19 protein-coding genes are annotated in these 21,338 nt (G+C 73.0%); 3 read left to right on the forward strand and 16 right to left on the reverse strand.

What is annotated here, in order from left to right:
- Window positions 1-184: 184 nt before the first annotated feature.
- Entirely contained in the window at window positions 185-1,129 is a 945-nt protein-coding gene (locus ASC64_RS05565) for a rhamnan synthesis F family protein (RefSeq protein ID WP_056906542.1), read from the forward strand.
- Window positions 1,119-4,097 (forward strand): glycosyltransferase family protein, encoded by a 2,979-nt coding sequence (locus tag ASC64_RS05570; protein WP_056906543.1) that lies wholly within the window; start codon window positions 1,119-1,121, stop codon window positions 4,095-4,097. Before ASC64_RS05565 ends, ASC64_RS05570 begins: the two co-directional genes overlap by 11 nt.
- A 63-nt stretch (window positions 4,098-4,160) precedes the next feature.
- Here the strand turns inward: ASC64_RS05570 and ftsY are convergent, their stop codons facing one another.
- From ftsY to smc, 5 genes are all read right to left on the reverse strand, one after another.
- Window positions 4,161-5,297, reverse strand: coding sequence for a signal recognition particle-docking protein FtsY (gene ftsY, locus ASC64_RS05575; RefSeq protein ID WP_056906544.1), 1,137 nt, complete (start codon window positions 5,295-5,297; stop codon window positions 4,161-4,163).
- A gap of 12 nt (window positions 5,298-5,309) precedes the next feature.
- Window positions 5,310-6,233, reverse strand: coding sequence for a methyltransferase domain-containing protein (locus ASC64_RS05580; protein WP_162245771.1), 924 nt, complete (start codon window positions 6,231-6,233; stop codon window positions 5,310-5,312).
- A 69-nt stretch (window positions 6,234-6,302) separates the two neighbouring features.
- Window positions 6,303-6,479 carry a hypothetical protein gene (locus tag ASC64_RS21935; protein ID WP_156385038.1) on the reverse strand — a complete coding sequence of 59 codons (177 nt, stop codon included), beginning with the start codon at window positions 6,477-6,479 and terminating at the stop codon, window positions 6,303-6,305.
- Window positions 6,480-6,587: 108 nt separating this feature from the next.
- Window positions 6,588-7,052 (reverse strand): acyl-CoA thioesterase, encoded by a 465-nt coding sequence (locus tag ASC64_RS05585; RefSeq protein WP_056906546.1) that lies wholly within the window; start codon window positions 7,050-7,052, stop codon window positions 6,588-6,590.
- Complete coding sequence (gene smc / locus ASC64_RS05590) at window positions 7,052-10,606, reverse strand: chromosome segregation protein SMC (protein ID WP_056906547.1); 3,555 nt, start codon at window positions 10,604-10,606, stop codon at window positions 7,052-7,054. Before smc ends, ASC64_RS05585 begins: the two co-directional genes overlap by 1 nt.
- 74 nt (window positions 10,607-10,680) lie before the next feature.
- Here smc and ASC64_RS05595 point away from each other — a divergent pair, with 74 nt between their 5' ends.
- Entirely contained in the window at window positions 10,681-11,358 is a 678-nt protein-coding gene (locus tag ASC64_RS05595) for a sensor domain-containing protein (protein WP_156385039.1), read from the forward strand.
- Between the two features lie 10 nt (window positions 11,359-11,368).
- On the opposite strand, the gene ASC64_RS05600 is transcribed toward ASC64_RS05595, so the two are convergent.
- From ASC64_RS05600 to ASC64_RS05650, 11 genes are all read right to left on the reverse strand, one after another.
- Window positions 11,369-12,481 (reverse strand): pyridoxal-phosphate-dependent aminotransferase family protein, encoded by a 1,113-nt coding sequence (locus ASC64_RS05600; RefSeq protein WP_056906549.1) that lies wholly within the window; start codon window positions 12,479-12,481, stop codon window positions 11,369-11,371.
- A 26-nt stretch (window positions 12,482-12,507) separates the two neighbouring features.
- Complete coding sequence (locus ASC64_RS05605) at window positions 12,508-13,869, reverse strand: FAD-binding oxidoreductase (RefSeq protein ID WP_056906550.1); 1,362 nt, start codon at window positions 13,867-13,869, stop codon at window positions 12,508-12,510.
- 38 nt (window positions 13,870-13,907) lie between these two features.
- Entirely contained in the window at window positions 13,908-15,152 is a 1,245-nt protein-coding gene (locus ASC64_RS05610; protein WP_056906551.1) for an MFS transporter, read from the reverse strand.
- 45 nt (window positions 15,153-15,197) lie between these two features.
- Window positions 15,198-15,386, reverse strand: coding sequence for a hypothetical protein (locus ASC64_RS05615; RefSeq protein WP_056906552.1), 189 nt, complete (start codon window positions 15,384-15,386; stop codon window positions 15,198-15,200).
- A 106-nt stretch (window positions 15,387-15,492) separates the two neighbouring features.
- Entirely contained in the window at window positions 15,493-16,368 is an 876-nt protein-coding gene (gene mutM, locus ASC64_RS05620; protein ID WP_056906553.1) for a bifunctional DNA-formamidopyrimidine glycosylase/DNA-(apurinic or apyrimidinic site) lyase, read from the reverse strand.
- 3 nt (window positions 16,369-16,371) lie between these two features.
- Complete coding sequence (rnc, locus tag ASC64_RS05625) at window positions 16,372-17,157, reverse strand: ribonuclease III (protein ID WP_056906554.1); 786 nt, start codon at window positions 17,155-17,157, stop codon at window positions 16,372-16,374.
- Window positions 17,112-17,297, reverse strand: coding sequence for a 50S ribosomal protein L32 (gene rpmF, locus ASC64_RS05630; RefSeq protein ID WP_056906555.1), 186 nt, complete (start codon window positions 17,295-17,297; stop codon window positions 17,112-17,114). Before rpmF ends, rnc begins: the two co-directional genes overlap by 46 nt.
- Window positions 17,298-17,346: 49 nt before the next feature.
- Window positions 17,347-17,736 (reverse strand): DUF177 domain-containing protein, encoded by a 390-nt coding sequence (locus ASC64_RS05635; RefSeq protein ID WP_306666222.1) that lies wholly within the window; start codon window positions 17,734-17,736, stop codon window positions 17,347-17,349.
- Between the two features lie 274 nt (window positions 17,737-18,010).
- A complete protein-coding gene (gene coaD, locus ASC64_RS05640) occupies window positions 18,011-18,496 on the reverse strand; it encodes a pantetheine-phosphate adenylyltransferase (RefSeq protein WP_056906557.1) in 486 nt (161 codons plus the stop codon).
- Window positions 18,497-18,542: 46 nt separating this feature from the next.
- Window positions 18,543-19,112: a 16S rRNA (guanine(966)-N(2))-methyltransferase RsmD gene (gene rsmD, locus ASC64_RS05645; RefSeq protein WP_056906558.1), complete on the reverse strand. Its 570-nt coding sequence runs from the start codon at window positions 19,110-19,112 to the stop codon at window positions 18,543-18,545.
- A 10-nt stretch (window positions 19,113-19,122) separates the two neighbouring features.
- Window positions 19,123-21,330, reverse strand: a complete 2,208-nt coding sequence (locus ASC64_RS05650; RefSeq protein ID WP_056906559.1) for an ATP-dependent DNA helicase RecG — start codon at window positions 21,328-21,330, stop codon at window positions 19,123-19,125.
- Window positions 21,331-21,338: the final 8 nt, after the last annotated feature.

Genomic DNA, 21,338 nt, shown 5'->3' on the forward strand with positions numbered 1-21,338 from the left:
GGGGAGTGGCCCGCCGGGGTCATGACGCCGGTGTCATGCAGGGGTCCACGCGTTCGACCGAAGCCTGTGCGGAGGACATGACGGCTGGTCGCGGCACATGTTGCGCGCAGGCAACGGAATGCGCGCTCGTGTTACAGGTGCGTGAACGGGACGGCCTCCGGACCCGCCTTGTTAGGGTTCGGCCGTGTCCCGACTGGCCGTGATGGCGCACTACGACGTCGCCGGAGATCTTCGGCCGCACGTCCGTGGTCAGGTCGAGGCGCTGGCCGCGTCGGTGGACAAGCTGCTCGTCTGCACGACCGCCCACCTCCAGGACTCCGCGCGGGCGTGGCTCAACGAGCGCGCCGAGGTCGTCGAGCGGGCCAACTACGGCTACGACTTCTTCAGCTACAAGGTCGGTCTCGACGCCGCGGGCGACCTGACGGCCTACGACGAGGTGATGGTCTGCAACGACACCTATGTCTTCGCGCTCGACTCCTACACGCCGATCTTCGAGGAGATGGCCTCCCGGCCGTGCGACTTCTGGGGCCTGACGGCCGCGGAGCGCCTCGCCCCGCACATCCAGTCGTTCTTCGTGGCCTTCCGGCCGTGGGTGGTCGCCTCGCACGCCTTCACGGCGTTCTGGGAGGAGATGGAGCCGATCTCCAAGCGCCGCCAGGTCATCCGCCGCTACGAGATCGGCATGTCGCGCCGCCTCTACGAGGCCGGCTTCTCCTCCGACACCTACTTCGTGGAGACCCCGGAGGACCGGAGGATCGCGCGGGAGCGGATGCGGTGGTGGGCGGCGCACCGCTCCTCCTTCCCCCGCACGCGCGCGGAAGTGCGCGAGTGGCGCGAGCGCGCCAACGAGCCCTGGAACCCGGCCCGCAGCCTCGCCGACCGGGTGCTCGACAACGCCCGGCTCCCCTACGTCAAGATCGACACCCTCCGCTACGACCCCTACAACCTCGACGCCGACCGGCTGCTCGAGCTGTGCGAGCGCCGCTTCCCGCAGCGCTTCGACGGCGTACGCCAGTTCCTCGCCGACACCGCGCAGTACTACCCGCTGCGCGACACCGAGCGGCTGCTGCCGACCCCGCTCGCGCTGGAGCCGCTGTTCCCGCGCGTGAGGTACTCCGATGCGCGGTGAGCGCCGGCAGCACCAGGTGAGGCTCGACGACCCGGCGGAGGTCCTCGTGGACTCCGGCCTCGTCGACGTCGACTTCGTCGCTGCGCAGCTCGGCACCCGGTTCGGCTCGCACTACGACGCCGCTCGCGCGGTCGTGCAGGCCGGCGAGGTGTCGCCGCACCCCCTCTTCGAGGCCCAGTGGATCGGTCGCCGTCGGTCCTGGCAGCGCTCGGGCCAGCACCCGGTGATCTGGTACGTCTCCGAGCGCCGCCGCCGCAACCGGATCGCCCCCCACCCGCTGGTCGACCCGCGGATCATCTTCGCGTCCATGCCCGAGGCCCGCCACCATCCCTACGGCGCGCTCTCCTACTGGCTCTCGGTCTCCGGGCCCGGCACCGCGCTGCCGACCCGGATCCTGCCCAAGAAGGTCTCCTGGGGGACCTACCGCGCGGCCGCCATCGAGGCCGCGACGGCCTGGCGCGACGAGGTCGTCCTCGAGCGGCCCGAGCTGTTGGGCCACTCCCCCGACCTGCCGGCGCGGCTGGCCACGTCACCCGCCGTCACGGTCGTGATGGCCGCCCAGGACTGCGGTCCGCTCGTGCGGGAGACCGTCGCCTCGCTGCAGGCCCAGACCTTCGCCGACTGGCACCTGGTCGCGGTCGACCGGGGATCGCTGGACGACACCGCCTGGGTGCTGCAGGGCATGGCCGCGTTCGACGACCGGATCACCCTGGTCCGCGAGTCGCGCTGCGGGCACGCCCGGGCGCTCAACACCGCCCTCGAGCACAGCACCGCCGAGCACGTCGCCTTCCTGCCGCCGGGCCGCGAGTGGCTGCCCGAGATGCTGGCCCAGCTGCTGGCCCACGCCCACGGGTCCGGGGCCGCCGCCGTGGTGGCCGGCGCCGGCGCCGTCGCGCGGTCCCGCCTGGAGCTGGTCGGCGGTCGGCCGGTCGACCTCACCACCTCCCTGCTGCGGCGCACGGCCATCAAGGACGTCGGCGGCTTCGACGAGTCGCTCGGGGGCTCGGCCGAGCACGACCTGCTCCTGCGGCTCACGCGCGACCACGAGCCCGTCCCGGTCGACGTACCCGTCCTGAAGCGGCCCGACGTCGGCACCGCCGGCTTCGGCGACGACTGGGACTCCGTGGTGCTGGAGCGCCAGCTCGTCGACTGGGACCAGGTCGCCGCCCGCCCACGGTCGGAGGGTCTCGTCAGCCACGTCCTCCCCGTGGGTCCGGAGCCGCGCCGCACCGTCGAGTGGCTCAGCTCCCTGCCGCGCGAGGGCTCCGAGCTGATCCTCGTGGGCGTGCGGCTGCGTCGCGCCCACCACGTGCTGGCAGCCTCGATCGCCTCGATCATCTCCGGCGCCCGGTTCGTCTCGGTGCCGACCGCGCTCTCCACCTCGGCGGCGACCAACATCGGCATCGCCCACGCCGACGGCAGCACCCTGCTGCTGATCCGACCCGAGGCCATGCCGCCCCGCCAGCCGATCGCCGAGAAGCTGGCCGACGTCGTACGCCAGCCGGGCGTCGCCCTCGCGCAGCCGCTGGTCGTCGACCTCGACGGCGTCGTGCTGAGCGCGGGCGCGCGGTTCGACGACGACAACCCCAACCCCGAGCTGTTCCTGGCGGGCCTGCCGACCAGCGACGCGGTCCGCATCGGGCAGTGCACGGTGGCCGCGCCCGCCACACCGCTGGTGGCGCTGCGGACCGACACGGCGGTGGCGCTGCGCGGCCTCAGCGGCCGCTTCCACTCGGTCCTCGCCGAGACCGACCTCGGGCTGCGGGCCCGGCACGCGGGGCTCGGCGACTCGGTCGTCGTCCCGGACGCCGTGATCACCTCCCGCACCGACTACGCGCGCCCCGAGGAGCTCATCGGGGCGATGGCGTCGCTGCGGGTCAGCGGAGCCACGCCCCCGCCCGACGTGGCGCCCGCGCTGCTGCGCGAGGCCGGCCTGGAGGTGACCGACCGGCGCAACCGGCGGGTCTGCGCCGACCCCGACGACCGCCAGTCACCCGCCGTGCTGGTCCCCGAGCTCGTGCTCCGGCCGGTGAGCGGCATCCACGAGTCGCCGCCGCGGCTGCGCTGGGCGATCGACATCGCCGCCCCGGCCGCCAACCGGGGCGACCGCTGGGGCGACACCTACTTCGCCCGCTCCCTGGCCGACGCCCTCGAGCGGCGCGGCCAGCACGTGGCGATCGACCGGCGTGACGCGCGCGAACGCGACTCGCGCGACCACGACGACGTGCTCCTGGTGCTGCGCGGGCTCGACCGGGTCACCCCCCGCCCCGGCCTGCTCAACGTCGAGTGGATCATCAGCCACCCCGACATGATCTCGCCCGAGGAGGTCGCGGGCTACGACCTGGTCTACGCCGCCAGCACGAGCTGGTCCTCGCGGATGACCCGCGAGTGGGGCACCCCCATCGAGCCGCTGCTGCAGTGCACCGACACGCGCTGGTTCCACCCCGACCGCGCCGAGCCTGACACGGGTCCGGCGGTGCTGTTCGTCGGCAACTCCCGCGGCGTCTACCGCTACGCCGTCCGCAGCGCGCTGGCGATCGGCGCCGACCTGACGCTGCACGGCAACGACTGGACCGAGTTCGTCGACCGCGAACAGATCGCCTCCGGCGGCGTGGCCAACGAGGAGGTCGGCGCGCTCTACGCCTCGGCCGGCGTGGTCCTCAACGACCACCATCTCGACATGCGGCGCGACAGCTTCGCGTCCAACCGGCTCTTCGACGCCGCCGCCTGCGGCGCCCGCATCCTCAGCGACCGGATCGACGGCCTGGAGGAGATCTTCTCCGGCCTGGTGCTGCCCTTCGACAACGAGCACGAGCTCGCCCGCCTCATCGCGCCGCCGTACGACGCGTTCCCGGACGACGAGACCCGACGCAGCATCGCCACCCGGATCATCGCCGAGCACAGCTTCGACAAGCGTGCCGAGACGTTGATCGACGACGCCGTGCGCCGGATCCTCGCCCGCGGCTGAGAGCCCGCTATCACCGCCGGTAGCGACCCGGACTTGTCAGGCTCTCGCTGAACGGCGCAGACGTCAGCCGAGCAGCGCGTCGACGAACGCGGCGGGGTCGAACGGCGCCATGTCGTCGGGGCCCTCCCCGAGACCGACGAGCTTGACCGGGACGCCGAGCTCGCGCTGGACCTGCACCACGATGCCGCCCTTGGCGGAGCCGTCGAGCTTGGTCAGCACGATGCCGGTGACGTCGACGATCTCGCTGAAGACGCGGGCCTGGATCAGGCCGTTCTGGCCGGTGGTGGCGTCGAGGACGAGCAGCACCTCGGTGACCGGGGCCTGCTTCTCGATGACGCGCTTGACCTTGCCGAGCTCGTCCATCAGGCCGGCCTTGTTCTGCAGGCGGCCGGCGGTGTCGACGAGCACGGTGTCCACGCCGTTGTCCATGCCGTGCTTGACGGCCTCGAACGCCACGCTGGCGGGGTCGCCGCCCTCGGGCCCGCGGACCACCTCGACGCCGACGCGCTCGCCCCAGGTGGCGAGCTGGTCCACGGCCGCGGCGCGGAACGTGTCGGCCGCGCCGAGCGTGACGGTGAGGTCCTCCGCGACCAGGATGCGGGCGATCTTGCCGACCGTGGTGGTCTTGCCGGCCCCGTTGACGCCGACCACGAGCACCACGCCGGGCGTGCCGTCGGCGCCGCTCACCTGGACCCGGCGGTCCAGGTCGGTGCCGAGGAGCTCGATGAGCTCCTCGCGCAGGACGGTGCGGGCATCGGGGACCTGTCCGCCCTCGACCCGCAGCCGCGTGCGCAGCCGCTCGACCAGCGCCTGCGTCGGCGCGACCCCGATGTCGGCGGTGAGCAGCGTGTCCTCGATCGCCTCCCACGTGTCCTCGTCGAGCCGGTCACGGCTCAGGAGGGCAAGGAGGCCCTTGCCCAGACCGCCCTGCGAGCGCGACAGGCGCTCGCGCAGCCGCTGCATGCGGGTGCCGGAGCGCTCCGGCTTGTCGAGCGTCGGGGCGAGCGGCTCGTCAGTGACGAGCGGCGGCTCCGGCGGGGCCGCGGTGGCCGCCTCGCCCTCGGTCGGGGGCGGGACGATGACGTCGGTGCCACCCGTCGGTGGGACGGCCTTGCGCCGGCGCCCGGAGGTCAGCAGCCCGGCGAGCGTGAGCACGCCGACGACGGCGATGCCGATGATCAGATACAGCCAGTCACCCATGGGCCAATCCAATCAGAGGCGCGCAACGCGGCGAAGCCGGGTGAGCACCCCACGCTCGCGTGCCCGCTGCTGGGCGGAGGCCTCGGAGAGCCGGGCGCGCAGGGCGTCGCGCTCGGCGGCCAGCCGGTCGGCACGCGCGCGGCTGCGCTCGAGCCGCTCCTGCGCACGGGCGAGGTCGCCGAGCACGGCGTCGAAGGCGGCGGTGAGGCCGGACCCCGTGCCGTCGGCCAGCATCGGCGACGACGCCTCGCGGCCGGGGTGGACGACCCAGACGACCTCGTGGGGCATCAGCCGGAACCACTGGACCGCGGACTCCCCGACCAGGGCCGGCGGCGTGACCCGCACCGACGCCAGTCCGGCGTCGCACAGCCGTGAGTCGAAGTCGTCGCCGTACCACCGCACGTGGTCCCTCTGCCCGAACCGCCGCACGCGCTCCTCCGGGGTCGCGGACGGGTCCTCCTCGGTGGCCACGCCGCCCTTGATCGGCACCTCCAGCAGGGCGATGCCCCGTGGGCTGAGCACGCGGGCGATCTCGCGCATCGCCGCGCAGTCGTCGGGCACGTGCTCGAGCACGTGGTAGCAGACGAGCAGGTCGACCGAGCCGTCCCGCAGGGGCAGGGCGGTCACGCTGGCGAGGGCGTCGACCGCACGGTGGTCGTAGCCGGCGTCGAGGGTGACCCGGCGGCGCGCCTCCACACGGTCGAGCAGCGCCGTCGACTGGCGCGACGGGGCGATCTCCACGACGGTGTCGAGGTCACGCAGCTCCGGCGCGAGGACGCCGAGGAGCAGGGACAGGAAGCGGTGTCGCTCGAGGCTCCCGCACCGGGGGCACACGGCGTCCGGCCGCCCGTCGGGCCCGGGCCGGAACGGCCGGCCCACGGTCGACCCGCAGGCCGCGCAGTAGCCCTTCGCTGCATCCCGGCGTGCACCGCTCACGTCCGGCACGCTAGTCCGCCCCGGGCGCGGTGGGGAGCGCCGCGCCGGGCCTTCAGCGATCCGCGGCGGTCAGACCCGCGACTCGGAGTCCTCCAGCGTGGGCAGCGCGTCGACGCCCTTGCGCATGGCGGTGCCGAGCTGGGGCGCGACGGGCATCTTCGCGCCGCGGTGGGGGTAGGCGACGTAGACACCGACGGCAGCGGCGACGAGCACGCCGAGGGTCATCATCAGGATGATCGCGAGCACGGGGGATCCCTCCGAGGTGGTCCGGTCGGTTCCTCCCCACCATCGCACAGGGCCGGACGTCACCCCGCATCTCCGACCGCCGTGTCGGGACGGGGAGGAAGTGCCCGGTCAGCGGATGAGGCGTACGACGGCCTCGCGCACGGCGTCGGGCATCGGCGTCACCGGCCGGGCGCCCGCACCGCGGGAGTTGTCGACGTAGACGTGCACGAAGCGGCCCTCGGCCGCCGCCTCGTCGGACTCTCCCTGGAAGAGCCCGATCCGGTAGACGATCGAGCTCGTGCCGACCTTGTCGACGACCAGGCCCATCTCGATCGGCTCGGGGAAGCCGATCTCGCGGAAGTAGCGGCATCCGGTCTCCGCGACGACACCGATCTGCGGAAGCGAGCGCACGTCGAGGCCGGTCGCGTCGTAGAGGTAGGCGTTGACCGCGGTGTCGAAGAGCTCGTAGTAGGTCGCGTTGTTGAGGTGGCCGTAGGCGTCGTCGTCGCGCCACCGGGTCGTCGCGGTGCGCCAGGCGACGTAGTCGTCGCGGGTCGGCCTCGCCGTTCGGTCGCTCTTCGCAGCGGGCTCCACTACGCGCTCTCCGCGTCACGGAGGCGCTGGCTGATCACTGCGGAGACGCCGTCGCCGCGCATGGTGACGCCGTAGAGCGCGTCACCGACCTCCATGGTCCGCTTCTGGTGGGTGATGACGAGCAGCTGGGAGGTCTCGCGCAGCTCCTCGTAGATCTGCAGCAGGCGCCCGAGGTTGGTGTCGTCGAGCGCCGCCTCGACCTCGTCGAGGATGTAGAACGGCGAGGGACGCGCCTTGAACAGCGCGACGAGGAACGCCACGGCCACCAGCGACCGCTCGCCGCCGGAGAGCAGGGAGAGCCGCTTGACCTTCTTGCCCGGAGGTCGGGCCTCGACCTCGACGCCGGTGGTGAGCATGTCGGACGGGTTGGTGAGCACCAGCCGGCCCTCACCACCGGGGAACAGCCGGGCGAAGGTCTGGTCGAAGGCCTTCTCCACGTCGGCGTAGGCCTCGGTGAAGACCTGCTCCACGCGGGCGTCGACCTCGCGGACGATGTCGAGGAGGTCCTTGCGGGTGCGCTTGAGGTCCTCGAGCTGCTCGGTGAGGAACTTGTGGCGCTCCTCCATGGCGGAGAACTCCTCCAGCGCCAGCGGGTTCACCCGCCCCAGCATGGACAGCGCGCGCTCGGCCGAGCGCAGCCGCTTGACCTGTTCCTCGCGGACGAACGGCGTGGGCTCCGGCGGCTCCTCCCCCTCCGGCACCTGGCCGCTGAAGGGGACGAGCGTGGTGGGTCCGTAGTCGTTGACGAGTCCGTCGGGGTCGAGGCCGAGCTCCTCGAGCGCACGCTCCTCGAGCTGCTCGATGCGCATCCTCTGCTGGGTGCGGGCCATCTCGTCGCGGTGCACGGAGTTGACCAGCTCGTCGTGCTCCCGGCCGAGGTCGCGCAGCCGGGTGCGGACGGCCATCAGCTGCTGCTCGCTGCCCTGGCGCGACTCCTCCACGGCGGCGCGCTCGTCCGCGGCGTCCATCACGGAGCGCTCCAGCTGGTGGAGCACGATGCGGACGGCGACGGACACCGCCTGCGCCGCCCGGCCCTCGCGGATCAGCCGCTCGCGGCGCTCGGCAGCGCGGGCGCGGGACTCGCGCTCGGCCTGGGCGGCGCGGAGCAGCGAGTCGGCGCGCCCGTGCAGCGCGCGGGCACGCTCCTCGGCGGTGCGGAGCGCGAGCCGGGCATCCATCTCGCCCTGGCGGGCCTCACGGGCGGCCTCCGCCAGCTTCTCGCGCTCGGAGGTGTCGGGCTCCTCGTCGGTGACGTCGTGCGCGGCGGCCAGGCGGGCCTCGAGCTCGACGAGCCCGGCGAGGTCGGCCTCGCGGGCCTCACGGGCCGTGGTGATGGCGCGCTCGAGCCGCTCGGCCTCACCCTTGGCCGCGCGGGCCTGCGAGCCGTACTGGCCGAGCTCCTCGGCGACCGCGGCGAGGGTGGCGTCGGACTCGTGCAGCTTGGCCAGCGCGACGTCGACGCGCTTGAGGGTGTCGTGGCGCGTGGCCTCGAGGCGCGAGATCTCGAAACCGAGGCGCTCGGCCGTGGCGGTGGCCTCGGCCAGCTTGGCGGTGGCGTCGTCGACCGCGGCCTGCACCTCGATCAGGCTCGGCTGGCGGCCGGAGCCGCCGGCCGCGAAGTGCGCGCCGAGGAGGTCGCCCTCGCGGGTCACCGCGACGACGTCGGGGACGGCGTCCACCAGGCTGCGCGCCGCGGCGAGGTCCTCGACCACAGCCACCTTGTGCAGCAGCCGCACCAGCGCGGGGCGTACGTCGTCGGGGGCGGCCACGACGTCGACGGCGTAGGTCGCGCCGTCGGGGAGGCCGGGCCAGTCGCGGTCGTCGAGGGGTGCGCCACCGAGCAGCAGTCCGGCCCGGCCGAGGTCGTCGTCCTTGAGGTGGCCGATGGCCGCCAGGGCGGCGTGGGCGTCGGCGACCACCACGGCGTCGGCGGCGGTGCCGAGGGCCGCGGCGACCGCGGCCTCGTAGCCGTGGTCCACGTCGAGCAGGGCGGCGACCGAGCCGAGCAGGCCGTCGACCTTGTCGGTCGCGGCGAGCAGCGCGCCGGCGCCGTCCTTGCGGTTGAGGCCGATCTCGAGCGCGTCACGGCGCGCGGTCAGCCCGGCCCGGTCGCGGTCGGCCTGCTGGGCGTCCTCGCGGGCGCGCGCCAGCTGCTCCTCGACCTCGTCGAGGGCCGCGACGGCCTGCTCGTGCTCGGAGTCGAGGCCCTCCTCACCCGCGTCGAGCCCCGCGACCTTGGTCTCGAGGGCGGTGAAGTCGCGCTGGGCGCGCTCGGCACGTGCCGCGGCGTCCTCGCGCGCGTCGGTCAGGCGCTGGATCTCGGCGTCGGCGGCCTCCGCCCGGGACTTCAACGCGTTGACCTGGCCGGTGAGGCGGGCCAGCCCCTCGCGGCGGTCGGCGGCGGCGCGCTGGAGGCCCGCGATCCGCTTGTCCTCCTCGGCGGCGGCCTCCTCCGCAGCGCGCTTGGCGACCACAGCGGCGTCGAGCGCGGCGCGGTGCTGCTCGACCTGCTCCCCGATCTCGGTCTCCTGCCGGCGGACGCGCTCGGCCTGGGCCTCGAGCTCGTCGGGGTCGCGCCCGGAGTCGACGGTGTCGCCCTCGGCGGCGCCGGCGGCGTTGCGGATGCGCTCGTCGGCCAGCGAGGCGGTGCCGCGCAGCCGCTCCTTGAGGCCGGACAGCGCGAACCACGTCTCCTGCGCGGCGGCGAGGCGGGGCAGGTCGTCGCGGAGCGTCGCCTCGAGGCGCGCCTCCCTCTCGCGGCCCGCCGCGATCTCGGCCTCGACCTGCTCGCGCCGCTCCTTGAGCAGCGTCTCGTCGGCCATCTCCTGGTCCAGCGCGGTGCGCGCGGTGACCAGGTCGTCGGCCAGCAGCCTCGCGCGGGCGTCGCGCACGTCGGCCTGCACGGTCTGGGCCTGGCGGGCGACCTCGGCCTGGCGACCGAGGGGCTTGAGCTGGCGACGGATCTCGGAGAGCAGGTCCGCGAGCCGGGTCAGGTTGCCGTCGGTGGCGTCGAGCTTGCGGAGCGCCTTCTCCTTGCGCTTGCGGTGCTTGAGGACGCCCGCGGCCTCCTCGATGAAGCCGCGGCGGTCCTCGGGGGTCGCGTGCAGGATCGAGTCGAGCTGGCCCTGCCCGACGATCACGTGCATCTCGCGGCCGATGCCGGAGTCGCTGAGCAGCTCCTGCACGTCGAGCAGGCGGCAGCCGTTGCCGTTGATGGCGTACTCCGAGCCGCCGTTGCGGAACATCGTGCGGCTGATCGTGACCTCGGCGTAGTCGATCGGCAGCGCACCGTCGGAGTTGTCGATGGTCAGCTGCACCTCGGCGCGGCCCAGCGGCGGGCGCCCGGACGTGCCGGCGAAGATGACGTCCTCCATCTTGCCGCCGCGCAGGCTCTTGGCACCCTGCTCGCCCATCACCCATGCCAGGGCGTCCACGACGTTGGACTTGCCGGAGCCGTTGGGCCCGACGATGCAGGTGATGCCCGGCTCGAGCTGCATGGTCGTCGAGGACGCGAAGGACTTGAACCCCTTGAGGGTCAGGCTCTTCAGGTACAACGCGGGCTCCTCGCCGTCAGGATCGGGCACTGAAAACTGGGGAAGCTCAGCGCGGCTCACCCTACGACACCGGCGTGGCCCGCACCCGTTGCACACCGGCGTGCCTCGCCGCCATGCTGGTCGGCATGCGCAGGACGACGATCTCGCTGGTGACGCTCGTGGTGGTCCTGCTCGGCGTGGCGGCAGGGCCGGCGGCGGCGGCTCCCGCGCCGGTCGGCCGCGAGCACCTGCTGACGCTCGCCGACTACGCCACGGTCTACCCCGACATGGACGACCCGATCCGGATCGTGATGCGCTCCCCCCTCTTCGCACCACGGGGGTGCGACGACCAGGAGCAGGTCGTGCGCGGCAGCAGCCGCATCCTGGGCAGCGTCTCCCCCGCGAGCCGCCGCCGCTCCGTGGCGCTGATCGACCAGAACGTCGTCCGCTTCCCCTCCAAGCGGGCCGCGCGCCTCCTCGTCCAGCGCTACCGGTTCTTCACCAAGCGCTGCGTGGGCGACGTGCACACCGACGACGGCGAGGGCGGCAAGGTCCTGCTCAAGAACCGCGCCTGGATCCCGCCCCGGGTGGGCGACGAGTCCTCCGGGGTGCTGATCGGCTGGGTGCAGGGTGGCGCCACGACCTGGCGGCGCGTGCTCGTCACGCGCGTCGGCCGCACCGTCTCCGTGCTCGACGTGAGCTTCACCGAGGTCCGCCCACCCAAGGCAGACCTGCTGGCCCTGGGCGCCCTCGCCGTGGAGCGCCTCGGCTGATCGGCGCCCCTCAGCGCCCGAGGACCTCGCGCAGCGCGGAGAGGACCAGCAGCACGGCGTCGGGGCGGGCGTTGCGGCCCATCAGGCCGATGCGCCACACCGAGGCGGCGTACGGTCCGGCGCCGGCGCCGATCTCGATGTCGTACTGCTCCAGCAGCTGCTTGCGCACCGCAGCCGAGTCGACGCCGTCGGGGACCTTGACCGTGGTCAGCTCGGGCAGCCGGTGGCCCTCGGCGGCGAAGAGCTCCAGCCCGAGGTCCTGGAGCCCGGCCTGCAACGCGTCGCCGGCAGCCTGGTGGCGTGCCCAGACGGCCTCGAGGCCCTCCTCGAGGATCCGGGTCAGCCCGGCGTGCAGGCTGGCGACCATCGCGGTCGGCGCGGTGTGGTGGTAGGTCCGCTGGCCCTTGCCGCCGTCCTTGACCCCTGCCTCGCCGACGTAGCCGCCGAGCATGCCGAGGTCGAGGTACCAGGAGCGCGGCTTCTCGACACGGCGCTCGAACGCGCGGTCGTTGATGGTGAACGGCGCCAGTCCTGGTGCGACGCCGAGGCACTTCTGGGTGCCGGCGTAGCCGAGGTCGACGCCCCAGTCGTCGGCGCGCAGCTCGATCCCCGCGATCGAGGTGACCGCGTCGACGAGCAGCAGCGCGTCTCCGCCCTGCGAGCGGAGTGCGGCGCCGAGCGCGGCGATGTCGGAGCGCACGCCGGTCGAGGTCTCGGCGTGGACCGCGGCGACGATGGCGGGGCTCGGGTGGGCCGAGAGGACGCGGTCGACGTCGATCGGCTCGCCCCACTCGTGCTCGACCGCGACCACCTCGGCGCCGCAGCGCGCGGCGACGTCGGTCATCCGCTGGCCGAACAGCCCGTTCACCGCGACCACGACGACGTCGCCGGGGTGGACGGTGTTGACGAAGGCTGCCTCCATGCCGGCCGATCCGGTCGCGCTGAGCGGCAGCGTGCGGGCGTTGGTGGTGCCCCACGCGGTGCGCAGCATCTCGCAGGTCTCGTCCATGATCCGGAGGAACTCCGGGTCGAGGTGGCCCAGCAGCGGCTCGGCCAGCGCGCGGGTGGCCTCCGGGTAGGGGTTCGACGGACCGGGACCGAAGAGGTGGCGCTCGCGGATCATGTCCTGACCGTAACGAACGTGGGCGATCAGAGCACGGCGCCCGGGTTGAGGATCCCCGCGGGGTCGAGGGCGTCCTTGATCCGGCGCGACAGCTCCATCACGTCCTCACCGAGCTGGTCGGGCAGCGCGGACTTCTTCGTACGACCCACGCCGTGCTCACCGGTGATGGTGCCGCCGAGCCGGATCGCCGCCTGCAGGATGTCGTCGAAGGCGGCGCGAGCCCGCGCCTCGGAGGCGGGATCGGCCGCGTCGTAGACGATGATCGGGTGGGTGTTGCCGTCGCCGGCGTGGGCGACGGTCGGGATCTCGACGTCGTGCCGCAGGCCGATCTCGGCGACGGCGGCCAGCAGGTCGGGCAGCAGCGGAACCGGCGCGCCGACGTCCTCGAGCAGCAGGGACCCGCGGGCCTCCACCGCCGGGAACGCCGCGCGGCGGGCCGACACGAACATCTCCCCCTCCTCCGGGTCGTCCGTGACCACGACCTCGGTCGCGCCGGCGGCCTCGCAGGCCGCCTGGACGGTGGTGATCTCGGCGACCCGCGCCTCCCCCGGCGCGTCGGACTGCACGACGAGGAGGGCGCCGGCGGAGCGGTCGAGGCCCCGTGGCGCGTGGTCCTCCACCGCGTTGATGGAAGCCTGGTCCATCAGCTCCATCATCGAGGGCCGCATGGTCCGTCGTACGGCGACGACGGCCTGCGCCGCGGCACCCACGCTCGGGAACGAGGCGACCAGCGTCGCCGGCGGGAGCGGCAGCGGGACGAGCCGCAGGATCGCCCGCGTCACGATGCCGAGGGTGCCCTCTGAGCCCACGAAGAGCTTGAGCAGCGACAGCCCGGCGACGTCCTTGATGCGCTTGCCGCCGAGGGTGATCAAGCGGCCGTCGGCGAGCACCACGTCGAGGCCGAGGACGTAGTCAGTGGTCACGCCGTACTTCACGCAGCACAGGCCGCCGGCGTTGGTGGCCACGTTGCCGCCGATGGAGCAGATCTCGTACGACGACGGGTCCGGCGGGTACCAGAGGCCGTGCTCGCGGGCGGCGGTCTTGACCTCGGCGTTGAAGGCGCCGGGCTCGACGACGGCCACCTGGCAGTCGCCGTCGACCTCGATCGCACGCATCCGCTCGAGGCTCAGCACGATGCCGCCGTCCACGGCGCTGGACCCACCGGACAGTCCGGACCCGGCTCCCCGCGGGACCACGGGCACGCCGTGGGCCGCGGCCCAGCGGACCGCGGTCTGCACCTGGCCGGCGTCCTCGGCCCGGACGACCGCGACGGGTGTGCCGGCACCGGTGTCCCTGGACCAGTCGAACCGGTAGTTCTCCAGAGTGGCCGCGTCGGTGGACACGACCCCGCCGGGCAGGGACCCGACGAGCTCGGCGAGGGCATCCATCCGCCCATCGAACCAGACGGCGCGTCGGGCGGGTGCGATCAGGCGTCGACGGTCGCGGCCTCGTCGGCGTGGGCGATGTGGCCGAGCTCGCGCCACACCAGGGCGAGGGTGATGCCGGCGCCCGCGAAGGCGAACCACCAGGGCGCGGTCAGCCCCCACTGGTGCGCGATCAGGCCGCCGAGGAAGGAGCCGAGCAGCATCCCGCCCATCACGCAGATCATGTAGACCGAGGCGACGCGGCCCTGCAGCTCGGTCGGCACGGCCCGCTGCCGCACGGCGCTGGACAGCGTGCCCCACACGAAGGCGTACGCACCGAAGAAGACCATGAGCCCGAACGCGACGACGTACGTCGTGGTGAGGGCCATCGCCAGGTGGAACAGCACCTCGCACAGCAGCGCGGCGCGCATCAGCGAGGCGAGCGGGACCCGCTTCTCCAACCGGCCGTAGGACACGGTCGCGACCAGGCCGCCGACCGCGCTTGCGGTGGTGAGCAGCCCGAAGCCGGCCGCGTCGACGCCGACGCGCTCCTGGGCCCACAGCACCAGGACCGACCAGGGGGCGGCCCACGTGACGTTGAAGGTGACGATGACGAGGGCCAGGGTGCGCACCGCGCGGTTGCCGACCAGCCAGCGCATGCCCTCCGCGATGTCCTGGCGGATGTGGGAGTCGAGGTCCTCGCGCACGGCACCGCGCGGCGTCCCGATCCGGGCCACCAGCAGCACGCTCAGGGCGATGCAGACCGCCTGGACGGTGAACGGCACGGCCATGCCTACCGCGAACAGGAGCGCACCGAGGGCGGGACCGGCGAGCTGGTTGAGGGTGAGGAAGCCCGCCATGATGCGCGCGTTGGCGATCCCGAGGTCGGGCTTCGGCACGAGCATCGGGACCAGCGTGGACGAGGTGGTGTCGGCGAACACCTCGGCCGTGCCCAGCGCGAAGAGCGCGACGAGCACGAGCCAGATGTTCACGTGGCCGGTCCACACGAACGTGGTGAGCACGACCAGGACGAGCGCCCGCACCACGTTCATCGTCATGATGACCACGCGGCGGTCCAGCCGGTCGGCGAGCGCACCCGCGAGCAGCCCGAACAGCAGCCAGGGCAGCTGCGAGGCCATCGCGGCCGTCGCGACGAGGACCGGGTTGCGGGTCTGGGAGGCCACCAGGAGCGGCGCGGCGGCCATCATCAAGCCGTCACCGAGGTTGCTGGCCCACGAGCTGGCGACGAGCCAGCGGAAGCCGGTGCCGAGCCGCCTCGGGAAGACGGTCTCGACCAAGGGGCTCACAAGGAGGTGAGCCTACGGTGCGACCTCACCGGTCGCACCGGGATTTCAGGCGAGCTGCAGGTCCTCGACCGTGAGCTCGTCGCGGGCCGCGGCGGCGAGCCGGTCGTTCTCGGCCTGCAGGCGGAGGACGAGGGCCTCCAGGTCGCCGACCCGGCGCCGGAGCCGGCTGTTCTCGACGGCCAGCGAGGCCGTTCGTGCGTCGTGGTTCACGTGACCCATCAGCGCTTTGGCCATGGGGTGCCTTTCCGCAAAAGGGGGTTCGGGGCCGCGAGGCGGCCGTCTCCAAGAGTCGCACCCTGCTCGGGTCCGGTCAATGCCGGCGACGGGGCCGGGGACGGGGTCAGCGGGTGCGCGGCGGGCGCTGGCAGCGCGGGCAGAAGTAGGACGACCGGTTCATGAAGGCCACCCGCCGGATCGGCGTGCCGCAGCGCCGGCACGGCTCGCCCTCGCGCCCGTAGGCGTCGAGCGAGCGGTCGAAGTAGCCCGACTCCCCGTTGACGTTGACGTAGAGCGCGTCGAAGGAGGTGCCGCCCTGCGCCAGCGCCTCGCCCATCACCTCGCGCACGTGGCCGAGGAGGCCGCGCAGCGCCGGGCCGCTCAGCCGGTCGCCGGGCCGCTCGCCGTGCAGCCGGGAGCGCCACAGCGCCTCGTCGGCGTAGATGTTGCCGACGCCCGAGATCAGCCCCTGGTCGAGCAGGAGACGCTTGACCGCGGACGTACGGCGCCGGGCGCGGCGCACGAAGTCGGCGTCGTCGAACTCCGGGTCGATCGGGTCGCGCGCGATGTGCACGATCTCGGTCGGCAGCTCGGCGCCACCGGCCGAGACGGCGAGCCCGCCGAACATCCGCTGGTCCACGAAGCGCATCTCGAGCGGGCGAGCGTCGGGCCGCGCGAGCGTGAAGCGGACCCGCAGGTGCCGTTCGTCGGGCGCGCCGGGCTCGTGCAGCAGCATCTGGCCGCTCATGCCGAGGTGACCCAGCAGCGCGTCGCCGCGGTCGTGGCCCGGGACGGGGGCCAGCGCGAGCCAGAAGTACTTGCCCCGGCGACGGACGGCGTCGATGCGCTGGCCGACCAGGGCGGCGACGAAGCCGGTCGAGCCGCGGTGGTCGCGGCGTACGGGCCGGGGGTGGAGCACCTCGACGGCCTCGATCGTGCTGCCGAGCACGTGGCGCTCGAGGCCGGCGCGGACGACCTCGACCTCGGGGAGCTCCGGCACGGCTCAGGCGTCGGCGTCGACGGGTGCGGCAGTCTCCGCCGGGTCGACGGCCTCGGCGGGCGTGCCCTGCATGGCCCGGATCTCACGGTAGGCCGTCTCGGCGGCGCCCTGCTCGGCCTCCTTCTTGGAGCGGCCGGTGCCGTTGCCGAGGACCAGCTCACCGACGCGGACGCGCGCGACGAAGGTCTTCATGTGGTCGGGACCGTCGTCCTCGATGAGGTACTCGGGGACACCGAGGCCCTTCTCGGCCGACAGCTCCTGGAGGGAGGTCTTCCAGTCGAGGCCCGCGCCCATGGAGGCCGCGGCCTCCATCACCGGGTCGAAGAGCCGGTGGATCACCTGGGCGGCCTCGCTCATGCCGCCGCTGAGGTGGATGGCACCGATGACCGCCTCGACGGTGTCGGACAGGATCGATGCCTTCTCGCGACCGCCGGTGGTCTCCTCACCACGGCCGAGCATGATGTGCCGGCCGAGGTCGATGGTGCGCGCCACCTCGGCCAGCGCACGCGCGTTGACGACCGCGGCGCGCAGCTTGGCCAGGCGCCCCTCCGAGAAGTCCGGGTGGGTGCGGTAGAGCGTCTCGGTCACCACGACCCCGAGCACCGAGTCGCCGAGGAACTCGAGGCGCTCGTTGGTCGGGATCTGCCCGTTCTCGTAGGCGAACGAGCGGTGGGTCAGCGCACGCTGCAGCAGCTCGGGATCCAGGACCGGATCACCGAGCGCTGCGCGGAGCTCGTCGGTGGTCAGAGGACCTGGCGACGGTCGGCCCGGGCGCCGTACTGGCCGCACTGACCGCACGCACGGTGCGGGAGGTGCTTGGCACCGCAGGCGGGGTTGGCGCACGTCACGAGGGTCGGCGCGACGGCCTTCCACTGCGAACGGCGGTGGCGCGTGTTGCTGCGCGACATCTTCCGCTTCGGAACAGCCATGGTTGTCTCCTGTTGCTTGCTTCAGCCGGGGGTTGTCCCGGTGAATCGGTCAGTCCTGGGGATCCTGCTGGATTTCTGCGAGTCCTGCCCAGCGCGGGTCGATCGGTGCGTCGTGCGCGTGGTCCGGGTCGTCCGCGAGCCGCGCACCACACTCGGTGCACAATCCCGGGCAATCGTCCATGCACAGCGGCTGGAACGGCAGTGCGAGCACCACCGCGTCCCGCAGCAGGGGCTCGAGGTCGATCAGGTCGTCCTCGAGGCGGCTGGTCTCGTCGTCGAGGTCACGGTCGTCGTGCTCCGTGGCCCTGTCGTGCTGGTCGGGGTAGACGTAGAGCTCCTGCAGCGTCGCGTGGATCTCGTCCTCGATCGGCTCCAGGCACCGTACGCACTCCCCCTCGAGCCCGGCCGTGGCCGTGCCCGTGAGCAGCACGCCCTCCATGACCGCTTCCAGCCGCAGGTCGAGCTCGACCGGCGATCCTTCGGGGACAGTGAGGACTTCGATACCAAGTTCTGCTGGTGCCGGAACTGAGAGCTCGAGCGAACGCTGGGACCCCGGGCGGCGCCCGAGCTCGCGCGTGTCAAGCACGAGCGGCGCCCTCGGGTCCAGGCTGCTCACGTCGAACTCCCACATCTGGACACCAACACAACCTCGGAATCGTATCCGTCGGCTGGGCGGCGGGGCAAAACGAGTGGCGTCCGGAGTGACGGGTGGGTCACGTCCGACGCTCCGCGAGGCGGCGTACGAGCGTCTCCCGGACGGCCTCGGGCACCAGCCCGCGGACGTCACCACCGAGGCCGGCGACCTCCTTGATCAGGCTGGAGGAGACGAACGCGTTGCCCACCGCGCCGGGCAGGAAGACCGTCTCCACGTCGGTGAGGTGGGAGTTCATCTGCGCCATCGGGAGCTCGTACTCGTAGTCGCCCGCCCCGCGCAGCCCCTTCACGATCGCGACGGCGTCGATCTCGCGGCAGAAGTCGACGATGAGGCCCTCGAAGCCCGACACCCGCACGTTGGGGATGTCGGCCGTGGCCTCCTCGAGCATCGCGATGCGCTCGTCGGGGGTGAAGAGCCGGTTCTTGCTCATGTTGACGCCGATCGCGACCACGACCTCGTCGAAGAGCTTGGCGGCGCGACCGACGATGTCGAGGTGGCCGTTGGTCACCGGGTCGAACGAACCGGGGCAGACAGCGCGACGCACGCGGGTCTCCCTTCGTGCTGAGGTGAGGGGCTGGGCGCCTGCTGGGTCAGGGTGCCGCGGTGGCGTGACCGTACCAAAGGGCGGTCTCGCCGTAGCGCTTCGTGCGGTCCTCCTCGATCCCCTCCGGCCAGGTGACCGAGCTGCGCTTGGCGGCGCGCTCGACGACCACGAGGGCGCCGGGGACGAGCCAGCCGTGGGCCACGAGGGCGCCGAGGTCGCCGGAGACGTCGGCATCGGACATCGGGTAGGGCGGGTCGGAGAAGACGACGTCGTAGGGGGCCGTGGGTGTCGCCTGGAGGAACGTGGAGACGGGTACGGCGACGACCTTGGCCCGCGCGAACCCCAGGGTCACTGCGTTGCGGGAGATCAGTGCCGCGGTGCGCCGGTCCTGCTCGACCATCGTGACCACGCCGGCACCGCGCGACCACGCCTCGAGGCCGACCGCGCCGGAGCCGGCGTAGAGGTCGAGGAAGCGCAGTCCGTCGAGGGAGCCGGTGCGGGACTCGACCGCGGAGAAGAGCGCCTCGCGCACCCGGTCGCTGGTGGGCCGCGTGGTCTGCCCGCGCGGCGTCTCCAGGCGGCGACCCCCCGCCGTTCCCCCGATGATCCGAGTCATGTCGTCGCGCTCAGCCCTTCTCCATGAATCCCGAGGCCGCAGAACGTTCGACCTCGGCGACCGCCGCGGCGAGGTCGGGCGCCTGCGTCAGCCCGGGGTCCTCGGAGAGTAGCGCCTCCGCGGCGTCGCGGGCACGGACGATGGTCTTCTCGTCGCGCAATACCCGAAGTGAGACAAGGCTGGACCGGAACCCGGACTGGTTGGCGCCCAGGACGTCGCCCTCACGCCGCTGCTCGAGGTCGACGCGGCTGAGCTCGAAGCCGTCGGTCGTCGCCGCGACGGCATCGAGGCGCTCGCGGGCCGGGGAGCCGGCCTCGGCGTGGGAGACCAACAGGCACAGGCCCGGCAGGCCGCCGCGACCGACGCGACCGCGCAGCTGGTGCAGCTGGGAGACACCGAACCGGTCGGCGTCGAGGAGGACCATGGTGGTCGCGTTGTGGACGTCGACACCGACCTCGATCACCGTCGTGGACACGAGCACGTCGACGTCACCGGCGGCGAAGGCGCGCATCGTGCGGTCCTTCTCGTCCGGCGCGAGCCTGCCGTGCAGGATCGCGGTGCGCAGTCCCGCGAGCGGGCCTGCCGCGAGCTCGGCGTGGACCTCCTCGACGGCCGCCAGCGCCCGCTTCGGCGGGATCTCGGCACCCTCGTCATCGAGGTCGACCTGGTCGGCCTCCCCCTCCTCGCCGGAGTCGCCGGAGATGCGCGGACACACGACGTAGACCTGGTGGCCCTTCTCCACCTCCTCGCGCACGCGCTGCCAGACCCGCTCGATCCAGGCCGGCTGCTCGGCCAGCGGGACGACGTTTGTCTGGATCGGTGCCCGGCCGGCGGGGAGCTCGGCGAGCACCGAGGTCTCCAGGTCGCCGAAGACCGTCATCGCGACCGTGCGCGGGATGGGGGTGGCGGTCATGACCAGCACGTGCGGAGGGGCACCGGCCTTGCCGGTGAGTGCGGCGCGCTGCTCGACGCCGAAGCGGTGCTGCTCGTCGACCACGACCAGGCCGAGGTCGGCGAACTCGACCTTGTCCTCCAGGAGGGCGTGCGTGCCGATGACGATGCCGGCCTCGCCGGTGACGATCCGGAGCATGGCCTCCTGGCGAGCCGCCCGCCCCATCGACCCGGTGAGCAGCACCACGGTGGTCGCCTCGGCGGCGCCACCGAGCATCCCGCCCTGGGCGAGGTCGCCGAGCATCGCGCTGATCGAGCGGTGGTGCTGCTGGGCCAGCACCTCGGTGGGGGCCAGCAGCGCCGCCTGTCCCCCGGCGTCGACGACCTGGAGCATCGCCCGCAGCGCGACCAGCGTCTTGCCGGACCCGACCTCGCCCTGCAGCAGGCGGTTCATCGGGTGGTCGCGAGCGAGCTCCTCGGCGACGAGGTCGCCGATGTCGCGCTGTCCCTGGGTGAGCTCGAACGGCAGCCGGGCGTCGAAGGCGGCGAGGAGCCCGTCGGTGCGCGCGGGTCGGGACCTGGCGCCGAGGGCGCGGTGGGCGGCGCGGCGGCGGGCCAGCACGAGCTGGAGGACGAGGGCCTCCTCGAAACGGAAGCGCTTCTGCGCGGCGCCGAGCTCGCTCCACTCGTCGGGCGCGTGGATCCAGCGCAGCGCCTGCATGACGCTCAGCACCTCGTAGCGCTCCCGCATCTCGGGGGTGAACACGTCGGGCACGCCGGTGACGAGGTCGAGCGCAGTGGAGATGACCTTCTGCAGGTCCCACGTGTAGAGCTTGGCGGTGAGCGGGTAGACCGGCATGAGCTTGCTCAACGTCGCGCCCTCGGGGCCGTCCATCGCGAAGCCGTGGGGCTGGTCGAGCTGCCAGGAGCCGCGGAACTGCTTGGCCTTGCCGGTGAAGACCACCCGGCTGCCCGGCCGGAACTCGGCCTCGTGGCGGTCGGCCTGACCCTGGTAGGGGCTGAACAGGGTCACGGAGAAGTCGGGACCGTCGGTGCGCAGCCGGACCGTCGTACGGAACTGGCGGCGGTTGCCGGCGAAGAACGGCGCGCTCTCGCAGGACCGGACCTCGCCGACGATCGTCAGCTGCTCGCCGACGACCGGCGTGGCCACCTCGGAGAGCTCCGTGGCGGCGACGTAGCGGCGCGGGAAGTGGCGCAGCAGGTCACCGACGGTCGTGAGGCCGAGGCCCTCCTCGGCGAGCTTGCGCTTCTTGTGGTGGTTGCCGAAGACCGCTCCGATCGGGCTGTCCGGCGTGATCGCGACCATGACTGATT

This window comes from Nocardioides sp. Root122 (genome assembly GCF_001425025.1).
Classification (GTDB): domain Bacteria; phylum Actinomycetota; class Actinomycetes; order Propionibacteriales; family Nocardioidaceae; genus Nocardioides.

What these genes read in the sequence shown, in the direction of transcription:
- ASC64_RS05570 (WP_056906543.1), top strand. Translation starts at nt 1,119, where the DNA reads ATGCGCGGTGAGCGCCGGCAGCACCAGGTGAGGCTCGACGACCCGGCG.
- ftsY (WP_056906544.1), bottom strand. Translation starts at nt 5,297, where the DNA reads ATGGGTGACTGGCTGTATCTGATCATCGGCATCGCCGTCGTCGGCGTG.
- ASC64_RS05600 (WP_056906549.1), bottom strand. Translation starts at nt 12,481, where the DNA reads ATGATCCGCGAGCGCCACCTCTTCGGTCCCGGTCCGTCGAACCCCTAC.
- ASC64_RS05605 (WP_056906550.1), bottom strand. Translation starts at nt 13,869, where the DNA reads ATGGATGCCCTCGCCGAGCTCGTCGGGTCCCTGCCCGGCGGGGTCGTG.
- ASC64_RS05615 (WP_056906552.1), bottom strand. Translation starts at nt 15,386, where the DNA reads ATGGCCAAAGCGCTGATGGGTCACGTGAACCACGACGCACGAACGGCC.
- rpmF (WP_056906555.1), bottom strand. Translation starts at nt 17,297, where the DNA reads ATGGCTGTTCCGAAGCGGAAGATGTCGCGCAGCAACACGCGCCACCGC.
- ASC64_RS05635 (WP_306666222.1), bottom strand. Translation starts at nt 17,736, where the DNA reads ATGGAGGGCGTGCTGCTCACGGGCACGGCCACGGCCGGGCTCGAGGGG.
- rsmD (WP_056906558.1), bottom strand. Translation starts at nt 19,112, where the DNA reads ATGACTCGGATCATCGGGGGAACGGCGGGGGGTCGCCGCCTGGAGACG.
- ASC64_RS05650 (WP_056906559.1), bottom strand. Translation starts at nt 21,330, where the DNA reads ATGGTCGCGATCACGCCGGACAGCCCGATCGGAGCGGTCTTCGGCAAC.